This window comes from Nonomuraea sp. NPDC049784 (assembly GCF_040659615.1).
Lineage (GTDB): Bacteria > Actinomycetota > Actinomycetes > Streptosporangiales > Streptosporangiaceae > Nonomuraea.
The window spans coordinates 1-1,515 of sequence record NZ_JBFAMX010001181.1; the positions used below are offsets into that span (position 1 = coordinate 1).

General features: G+C 70.7%; 1 protein-coding gene. It reads left to right on the plus strand.

All coding sequences use genetic code 11. The annotated features are described in order from the left end of the window. Positions 1-99: 99 nt before the first annotated feature. A partial coding sequence (locus AB0J09_RS64530) for a hypothetical protein (RefSeq protein ID WP_360714362.1) occupies positions 100-1,515 on the plus strand: 1,416 nt, incomplete at its 3' end.

Consider the following 1,515-nt stretch of genomic DNA (forward strand, 5'->3'; position numbering starts at 1 on the left):
GCCCGCCGTCTCGTCGCCGCCGGCGGCATCGCACCTCGCGGCGACCCGAATGGGTGCCGCTGGATCGCGGTGCGCCATGCTGACGATCACGTTCACCTGGTGGCCACGCTCGTACGCCAAGACGGGAAACTACCCGACCGGCACAACGATTGGCTGCGGCTGCGAGAGGAATGCCGCACGATCGAGCGTGAACTCAACCTACGCGTCACGGCCGAGGCCGACCGCACCGCGGTGCAAGCTCCCACACTTGCCGAACAGGCCAAGGCGCACCGGCTCCGCCGACAACGCGCGACCTCGCGAGAGATTCTGCGTCAGAAGGTCCGGCCCATCGCGCTCGAAGCGACCGGCGAGTCCGACTTCTTCGCCCGGCTCCGCCGCGAGCCTGAGGTACTGCTGCAGCAACGCACCTCCTCCTCTGGACAGGTGGTCGGATACGCCGTGGCCCACGAGGGTGACACCAGCCCGACCGGGGAGCCCATCTGGTTCAGCGGCTCGAAGCTGGCACCGGACCTTTCCCTGCCCCGCGTTCGACAACGCTGGGCCGACACGACCGCCCCCACCCGCGGCCGCAGAACGCCTCCACCCGTCACACGCACACGGGCCACCGGCCGCGCGCAGCAACGAGAAAACCCCGACAGGGCAGAGCGCATCGCTGCCTGGCAACAGGCCACCCGATCCGTCCAGCACGCGACCGCGGCACTGCGACGTGGTGATCCGGGCGCAGCCGCCACCGTCGCCGGCCTCGCGGACCTGATGACGGTCTCGGCGCGGCGGGCGCCAGAAGCCGTGCGAGACAAGCTCGAGCTCGCGGCCCGGCACCTGGAACGGGTGGGGCGCGACCCGTGGCGCGAGCGAAGCGAAGCGTCGCATCACATGCGGTTCGCGTTGCAGGCAGTGGTAAGAGCCGGGTCCATGCTGGGCCACGGCGACGAGATGGCGATGGTGACGGCGTTCGTTGTCGCCGCGCTTCTGGCGGTACGCGCCGTCTACACGCTGCGACAGTCCCAGCGGCGGCAGGTGCACGCCCAGCTGGCGCAGCTGGCCGGTGACCACCTGCAGTACGCGGCCGAACTTCTCGGCGCTCGGCCTCGTGCTCGCCCCGACCATGCCGCCGCTCAACGCCCGAATCTTCAAAACGCTCTTCGCAACGCCGTCCGAGGGCGCGCCGACGCCGAACAGATTCTGCGCCATGGCGCCTGGCCGTCGCTGGCCGGCATGTTGGCTCGCGTGGAGCGGCTCGGCCATGACCCGGCCGCGGTTCTGGCCGGGGTGGTCCGTCAGCGGCCCCTGCGGCACGACACCACCAGCCCGGCGCGCAGCGACGCACAGGTGCTCATCTGGCGTCTGGAGCGCTGGCTCGTCGACCACACTCCAGCAGGGGCCGAGCCCAACACCAGCGCTCGCCGTACCGAACGCGCCGAACACGCGACCGCACCACAGATCCTGACGACGAGTCGATCGGCACCGGCGCGACCATGGCCAAATACGTCGCCGAGGGCGCCCACGTCACGCTGG